The 6,524-nt window shown below is 72.0% G+C and carries 10 protein-coding genes; 4 read left to right on the plus strand and 6 right to left on the minus strand.

The window, feature by feature from the left end:
• On the minus strand, positions 1-240 hold a 240-nt coding region (locus AC08OX_RS13400), incomplete at its 3' end, for an ATP-binding cassette domain-containing protein (protein ID WP_476608126.1).
• 237 nt (positions 241-477) lie between these two features.
• On the opposite strand from AC08OX_RS13400, the gene AC08OX_RS13405 reads away from it, so the two are divergent.
• Both AC08OX_RS13405 and AC08OX_RS13410 read left to right on the plus strand, forming a co-directional pair.
• Complete coding sequence (locus AC08OX_RS13405; RefSeq protein WP_476608127.1) at positions 478-879, plus strand: BlaI/MecI/CopY family transcriptional regulator; 402 nt, start codon at positions 478-480, stop codon at positions 877-879.
• Positions 876-1,796 carry a M56 family metallopeptidase gene (locus AC08OX_RS13410; protein WP_476608128.1) on the plus strand — a complete coding sequence of 307 codons (921 nt, stop codon included), beginning with the start codon at positions 876-878 and terminating at the stop codon, positions 1,794-1,796. The genes AC08OX_RS13405 and AC08OX_RS13410 overlap by 4 nt, the downstream gene beginning before the upstream one ends.
• 21 nt (positions 1,797-1,817) lie before the next feature.
• Here AC08OX_RS13410 and pspAB read toward each other — a convergent pair whose 3' ends face one another.
• Genes pspAB through AC08OX_RS13435 form a run of 5 tightly spaced genes read right to left on the minus strand, consistent with a single transcriptional unit; the run spans position 1,818 to position 4,862 of the window.
• The gene (gene pspAB, locus AC08OX_RS13415) at positions 1,818-2,414 is read right to left on the minus strand and encodes a PspA-associated protein PspAB (RefSeq protein WP_476608129.1); all 597 of its coding nucleotides are present in this window, start codon (positions 2,412-2,414) and stop codon (positions 1,818-1,820) included.
• Positions 2,415-2,447: 33 nt separating this feature from the next.
• On the minus strand, positions 2,448-3,404 hold the full coding sequence (gene htpX, locus AC08OX_RS13420) for a zinc metalloprotease HtpX (protein ID WP_476608130.1): 957 nt from the start codon (positions 3,402-3,404) through the stop codon (positions 2,448-2,450).
• A 49-nt stretch (positions 3,405-3,453) separates the two neighbouring features.
• Positions 3,454-3,735: a PspA-associated protein PspAA gene (pspAA, locus tag AC08OX_RS13425; RefSeq protein ID WP_476608131.1), complete on the minus strand. Its 282-nt coding sequence runs from the start codon at positions 3,733-3,735 to the stop codon at positions 3,454-3,456.
• Positions 3,732-4,487, minus strand: a complete 756-nt coding sequence (locus AC08OX_RS13430; protein WP_476608132.1) for a PspA/IM30 family protein — start codon at positions 4,485-4,487, stop codon at positions 3,732-3,734. Before AC08OX_RS13430 ends, pspAA begins: the two co-directional genes overlap by 4 nt.
• A gap of 60 nt (positions 4,488-4,547) precedes the next feature.
• The gene (locus AC08OX_RS13435) at positions 4,548-4,862 is read right to left on the minus strand and encodes an SHOCT domain-containing protein (protein WP_476608133.1); all 315 of its coding nucleotides are present in this window, start codon (positions 4,860-4,862) and stop codon (positions 4,548-4,550) included.
• Positions 4,863-5,443: 581 nt separating this feature from the next.
• On the opposite strand from AC08OX_RS13435, the gene AC08OX_RS13440 reads away from it, so the two are divergent.
• Positions 5,444-6,001, plus strand: coding sequence for a GNAT family N-acetyltransferase (locus AC08OX_RS13440; protein WP_476608134.1), 558 nt, complete (start codon positions 5,444-5,446; stop codon positions 5,999-6,001).
• Between the two features lie 32 nt (positions 6,002-6,033).
• Positions 6,034-6,524: MarR family winged helix-turn-helix transcriptional regulator (locus AC08OX_RS13445; RefSeq protein ID WP_476608135.1), on the plus strand; the 491-nt coding region annotated here is incomplete at its 3' end.

Here is a 6,524-nt window from a genome sequence, read left to right on the forward strand (position 1 = left end):
GTCCAATGTCGCCGGGCCGGCCTGGACCCAACTGCGGCCGAACAGCCGCAACACCCCGGCGTCCGGGCGGATCAACCCGAACAGCATCCGCAGGAACGTCGTCTTCCCGGCGCCGTTCGGGCCGAGGATGCCGTAGACCTCCCCGACGTCCACCCGCAGATCAACATGATCCACCGCAGTGAGACCGCCGAAGCGTTTCACCAGGCCGGTAGCCTCCACCGCCGGTACGCCAGCCGCCATACGTCCCTCCCTCAAGATATCTACTACTCGATGAATAGTAGACGCACGGGTGCGCGGCAGGCGGCAAGGGCCGGGCCGGGTGGAGACCGATCCACTGCCACCGAGAGGCCCGCTACGCGGATGGTCGACAGCGGGCCAGGGCAAGCCCGTACCACTCGACCGTTCGTACTATCAACGCGATAGTAGTGAGTGGCCGCAAGCGACAGCCGCGGGCGACAGCCGTGAGGAGGGCAACGGATGGCGAAGCGGCGGGAGCCGGGAGCGCTCGAACGAGAGGTGCTCGCCGCGATCGCGGCGGCCGGCCGGCCGCTCACCCCGACCGAGACGCTCGCCGAACTCGGCGAGCCGCTGGCCTACACCACCGTGATGACCACGCTGGCCCGGCTGCACGACAAGGGTGCACTCACCCGGCAGCCCGCCGGCCGCTCCTACGCCTACACGCTGGCCGCCGAACCGGAAACCCTCGACGCCGCACTCACCGCCCGCCAGATGACCCGCCTGCTCCGCGCTGGCGCCAACCGGGCTGAAGCCCTGGCCCGCTTCGTCGCGGATCTGCGTCCCGAAGACGAACAGCTCCTCGCCGACATCCTCGCCAGCCACCACCCGCAGTCAGAGACGGACGGCGGGCAGGGGCTATGACGGCCGTCGCGCTGATCCCGTTGGCCACGAACCTGCTGCTGGCCGTCAGCGGCGGCTGGCTCGGCCGGCGGTTGCCGCCCGCCGCCGCCACCCGGCTGCTGACCCTGGCCTGTCTGGTCACCGCGTTGGCCACCGGATTCGTCCTGGCCGTCGCCGCCTTCACCCTGCTCGCCCCGCTGCCCCCGCTCACCGCGGTCGGGCACTGGTCGGCCACCATGATCCGCGGCCACGACCCGCTACCCGCCGCGGCCGGGCTGGTGCCGGCCGCCGTCGTCGTCGGGCTGCTCACCGCCGCCGCCCGCCGCGCCGCCGCCCTCGGCCAGGACCTCGCCGCCGCGGAACTCACCTGCCGGCGGCTCGGACCGTCGCCTACCGGCCTCGTCATCGTCGAGGACGACCACCCCGACGCCTACACGCTGCCCGGACTGACCGGCCGGATCGTGGTGTCCACCGCCATGCTGCGCGCGCTGCCCGCCGACGAACGCCGCGTGCTACTCGCCCATGAACGCTCCCACCTGCACCACCGCCACCACGCCTACACCCAGCTCGCCGACCTCGCCGCCGCCAACCCGCTGCTGCGGACACCCGCCGCCGCCGTGCGCCTCGCCGTCGAACGCTGGGCCGACGAAGACGCCGCCGCTGTCACCGAAGATCGCGCTGTGGTCGCCCGGGCCTTGGCCCGCGCCGGCCTCGCCCGCACCGGCATGCCGACCACTCCGACCTCGGCACTCGGCGCCGTGCACACCGACCTCACCCACCGGGCGCGGGCGCTGCTGGACCCGCCTCCCAAACCACGCCCCGCCCTGGCCGTTGCCCTCGCCGCGCTCGTCCTGGCCACGGCCGCCGCCGCCGACACCGCCCACACCACCGAGCACCGCTTTGAACACGCGCAGGCAGCCTATGCGCACCGATCCTGACCGGGCGAAAAGTCGACGAGGTCACCCGTGCGTGTCGGGGTCGCGACCCGGCGCGTCGATGCCGGGCGCTCCCCACAGGGGAAACCAACGGGACAGGTCCGGTTCGATCGGGAGCTCACCCGCCAGCATCTCCCGTACCTCCAGCTCGGCCGGATTGTCCCGGCGCTGGTCACCGGCCGGCACGAACGGGTACCAGGCGCCGCGCTTGTAGAGGTAGATCAGCCCCATCGGCCTGCTGCCGTCGGTGAACCCGACGACGGTGCACAGCAGTGCCGGGCCGAAGCCGGCGTCGCGCACCGTGGCATTCGCCGCGTGCAGGTCGGTGACCAGGCCAGCGAGGTCCTGCTCGCCGGTCCGTCGCAGCAGCCAGCTGTACCCGAAGCTGTCCGTGCGCCGCTCGTACCGGCCGCCGTCCATGCTCAGCAGCCGGTCGATCTCCTGCGCTGCCCCGGTGAACGCGCCGCCTGACGCGAGTTTGACACAGACCGCTCCGGCCCCGGTCGGTCGCCATGAGCTGGCGGCCTGCAGGGTGACGGCGGCGGCTGGGAGCGTGAACAGCCGGTCGAGGTCCGGCGGGACGGGCCGGGTCCGGCCGAGAAGCACGTCGAGGATCCGCATGATCCGGCCTGCTTTCTACCCGGGGTCACCGAACTACCCGGGCTCACCGAACTGGGCGGCCAGCCGGGCAAGCTGGGCCAGGCGGGCATCCAGCGGCGGATGGGTCGAGAACAACGAGGACAGGCTGACGCCGTTCGCCAGCGCGGGAGCGAAGAAGAAGGCGTTGAACGGTTCGGCGGCTCGCAGGTCGCGGGTCGGGATCCGGGAGATCTCGCCGGTGACCTTGGTGAGCGCGGCGGCGAGCGCGGCCGGCTGGCCGGTGAGGATCGCCCCGGACCGGTCGGCGGCGAGCTCCCGGTACCGCGACAGCGCCCTGGTCAGCAGGAACGACAGCGCGTAGACGGCGGCGGAGACGACCACAACGACGAGCACGACGAGGGCGCCGCTGTCCTCGTCATCGTCACCGCCGTCACCGCCGTCACCGCCGTCGGACCGGCCGAAGCCGCCGGCCATCCCGGAGTAGAGACCGAATCGGGCGACCAGACCGGCGAGCACCCCGAGAAACGACGCGACGGTCATGACGGCCACGTCCCGGTGCGCGACGTGGGACAGCTCGTGGGACAGCACCCCCTCCAGCTCGTCGACCTCCAGCCTGCGCAGCAGCCCGGTCGTCACGCAGACGACGGCGCGTTTCGGGGTCCGGCCGGTGGCGAACGCGTTCGGCAGGTCGGTGTCCGCGACCGCCACCACGGGCTTCGGTAGGTCGGACAGCGCGCAGAGCCGATCCACGACGCCGTGCAGCCGCGGCTCCTGCGCCGGGCTGACGATGCGCCCACCGGTCGCGTACAGCGCGATGCGGTCCGAGAACCAGTACTGGGCGGCGAGCAGCCCGCCGGCGATCGCGACGACCAGGACCGGTGACACCCCGACGGCGATCAGGACGGCGATGAAGGCGACGTAGACCAACCCGAGCAGGAAGACGGTCAGCACCATCCGGGCCGACAGTCCCCGGTCTAGGGCGAACCGCCGCGGCGCACGCGTCATCACCATCGTCACCTCACCATCGTCACCTCGTCGGTCGGGGCTCGGCCGCCAGAAATCAGGAGCCGGGAATCAGGCCTTCGTCGCCGAGCAGTCCGCGGACCTCCGCCAGCCCGGTGTCGGCGCGCGGCAGCACCAGCTCCGATGGCTCCAGCCGGTCCGCCGGCACCGCGCGGCCGCGGGTCCGGACCCGTTCGAGCAGCCTCGTCAAGGCTTCCTGGAACGCCGGCTCGTCACCGGCCTCGACGGCCGTCAGCAGCACGTCATCCAGCTCGTTGAGGGCCTCCAGGTCGGTTGCGGGCAGGTCGAACTGGCCCTCACCCAGAATGCGCACGATCACGGCCGCTCCTCCGGTCGAGCGGCGTCGGCCGGCGGGCGGCCGCCAATCGCCCGCGCGGGCATGGCGCTTTTGATCTCGGCCAGATCCTGATCGATGTCGGCGGCCGCGGACAGCCGGTCCAGCTCGGCCTGGATGTCGTCGCGCGGGCCACCGGCCGCCGTCTCCAAGGCGCCGGAGGCGAGTAGTTCGTCGATCGCGCCGGCCCTGGCCTGCATCTGCTCGGTCCTGTCCTCGGCCCGCTGGATTGCCAGGCCGACGTCGCCCATCTCCTCGGAGACCCCCGCCAGCGCCTCGCCGATCTTCGTCTGCGCCTCCGCCGCGGTGTACGTCGCCTTCACCGTCTCCTTCCTGGTCCGGAACGCCTCGAGCTGGGCCGCCAGCCGCTGCGCCGCCAGCGTCAACCGGTCCTCCTCCGCTCGCAGCGACGCATGCTGCTCCCGCAGATCCTCCAACTGCGCGGCCACCCCGGCCCGGCGACCGAGGGCCTCCCTGGCCAGGTCGTCGCGGCCCGCGGCGACCGCCTGGCGGGCCTGTCCGGACAGCCGCTCGGCGGCCGCCCGTAGCTGTTCGACCTGGAGCTCCAGCCGCTTCCGGCTGGTAGCGACGTCCGCGACCCCGCGGCGGACCTGCGCCAGCAGCTCGAGCTGCCGAGCGTAGGAATAGTCGAGAACCTCACGCGGATCCTCGGCGCGGTCCAACATCCTGCTGGCCTTGGCCCGGAACACCAACGCCAGCCGCCTGCTCAGGCTCATCGACGCCTTCCCTCCCCCGGTCCCGTCGGTCCCTCTCCGATCTCGCCGGTCAGCCGACGGTCAGCCGGCCCTGGTGAGATCCGTCGGGCCGGGCCGTTCACGCAACACGTCCAGGCGGCGGTGGTACTCCGCCTCATCGATCTCACCGCGGGCGTAACGCTCGGCGAGGATCCGCTCGGCCGACCGCTCGTCGGGCCGTTCGGTACCGGGCCGTTCCACGCCGGGCGGTTCGGCCGACGTACCCGGCCCGCCGCCGCGGCCCGCGCGCAGGAGAGCAACCAGTACCCCGATCACCAGCCCCCAGAAGACGACCATGCTGAACGACATCAGCAGCCAGCCGCCCCAGCCCCAGGTGTGCCCATCCCAGATCATCATCGTGATCTCCTTCGATCTCGATACCCTCGGCGGTTCGATATCGTTGGCGGCCTGCCGCTCCTCGACCTTCGTTCCGAGGGGCGATGGAACGAGGGCCGTTCGTCCCGGACCTGGCCGACGACCGGCCTGTGTTGGGGGGATGCCCCCGGCGCCGCCGTCCACACGACCGGCGATAGTCTGGCCCGTCCCGGGCGAACTGGGCTGCGGGGCACAGGCCGCGGGCAGAGGCGTACCGCGAGCGCCCTGGGTCCGGCGGCCACGATGGCCGCATCGAGGGCGGCGGGCGGCGAACGCCGGGCGGATGCGTTCCTCGTACGTCGTGGCCGGGTCGTGCAACGGCAGGTCCGGTGCCACCACCCGATGTCCTCGCGCCCGCAGTTGCGCTCCGAGGGGCTCCCAGCACGTGGCGTCGTGTCAGGCTCCGTGCAGCAGGCAGAACAGAGCCACGACCCGTGGCTGTCCAGCCGGTGGCTCGCGCGCGGGTCCCACGGTCCGCCTCACAACCCACGGTCCGCCTCACAACCCACGGTCGCCGCCTTTCTGGCGGCATGCCGCACGCTTCCGGCAAACTACCGGACACGATGAGTCTGACCACGATCATTCCCCTTCTCACGACGGACCGGCTCGTCCTGCGGCCCATCCACAACGACGACGTCGCCGGCTACACCGAGATCTGGTCCGATCCCGAGTTCACCCGCTACTTCCACCGGCCGACCGACCGGGACGGCGTCTGGCATGCCCTGGCCGGCTGCATGGGCTGCTGGGTGCTGACCGGCGTAGGTCCGTGGTCGGTTGTCGAGAAGGCGGGCGGGCAACTCCTCGGCCAGGCGGGGCTGTGGACCGAACCCGGCTGGCCGGGCATCGAGGCCGTCTGGTTCCTGCGCCGGGACCGCTGGGGGCACGGCTATGCCACCGAGGCCGCCACCGCGGCACTGACCTGGGTGTTCGCCCAGCGCCCCGACCTCACCGAGGTCGTCTCGGCCATCGTCCCGGCCAACACCGCGTCCGTCCGGGTCGCCGAACGCCTCGGCATGGCATACGTCCGCAGCGAGTTCCTCCACGACGAGGCCCATGCCGTCTATGCGGTCAGCCGGGCCGGCTGGGTCACCCCGACCACTCGACAGCAAGCTTACGGATAATCCGCGACGGACCTAGTCGTTAGGCTGCGGGCATGACCGCCATGGCACCCTCCCGCGCCGGACCAGACCTGTCGTTCCTGCTGGACCACGCTGGTCATGCCCTGCGGACCCGGATGGCGGCCGCGCTCGCCGAGATCGGTCTCACCGCACGCATGCACTGCGTGCTGGTGCATGCCCTGGAGGAGGAGCGCACCCAGATCCAGCTCGCCGAGATCGGCGACATGGACAAGACAACGATGGTGGTCACCGTGGACGCCTTGGAGAAGGCCGGCCTCGCCGAACGTCGGCCCTCCGCCAGGGACCGGCGGGCTCGGATCATCGCGGTCACCGAGGCGGGCGCGCGGATCGCCGCGCGGAGCCAGGAGATCGTCGATCGGGTCCACGAGGAGGCGTTGGCGGCGCTTCCCACCAAGGAGCGGGAGGTCTTCCTGCGGGCGATGAACCGCTTGATCGAGGGGCATCTGGCCGGACCAGCGAAGAGCCCTCAGCCGGTCCGGCCAGATGCCCCTCGATCAAGCGGTTC

This window comes from Frankia sp. CoBUL1 (genome assembly GCF_978021245.1).

What these genes read in the sequence shown, in the direction of transcription:
- AC08OX_RS13410 (WP_476608128.1), top strand. Translation starts at nt 876, where the DNA reads ATGACGGCCGTCGCGCTGATCCCGTTGGCCACGAACCTGCTGCTGGCC.
- pspAB (WP_476608129.1), bottom strand. Translation starts at nt 2,414, where the DNA reads ATGCGGATCCTCGACGTGCTTCTCGGCCGGACCCGGCCCGTCCCGCCG.
- AC08OX_RS13435 (WP_476608133.1), bottom strand. Translation starts at nt 4,862, where the DNA reads ATGATGATCTGGGATGGGCACACCTGGGGCTGGGGCGGCTGGCTGCTG.
- htpX (WP_476608130.1), bottom strand. Translation starts at nt 3,404, where the DNA reads ATGGTGATGACGCGTGCGCCGCGGCGGTTCGCCCTAGACCGGGGACTG.
- AC08OX_RS13405 (WP_476608127.1), top strand. Translation starts at nt 478, where the DNA reads ATGGCGAAGCGGCGGGAGCCGGGAGCGCTCGAACGAGAGGTGCTCGCC.
- AC08OX_RS13430 (WP_476608132.1), bottom strand. Translation starts at nt 4,487, where the DNA reads ATGAGCCTGAGCAGGCGGCTGGCGTTGGTGTTCCGGGCCAAGGCCAGC.
- AC08OX_RS13440 (WP_476608134.1), top strand. Translation starts at nt 5,444, where the DNA reads ATGAGTCTGACCACGATCATTCCCCTTCTCACGACGGACCGGCTCGTC.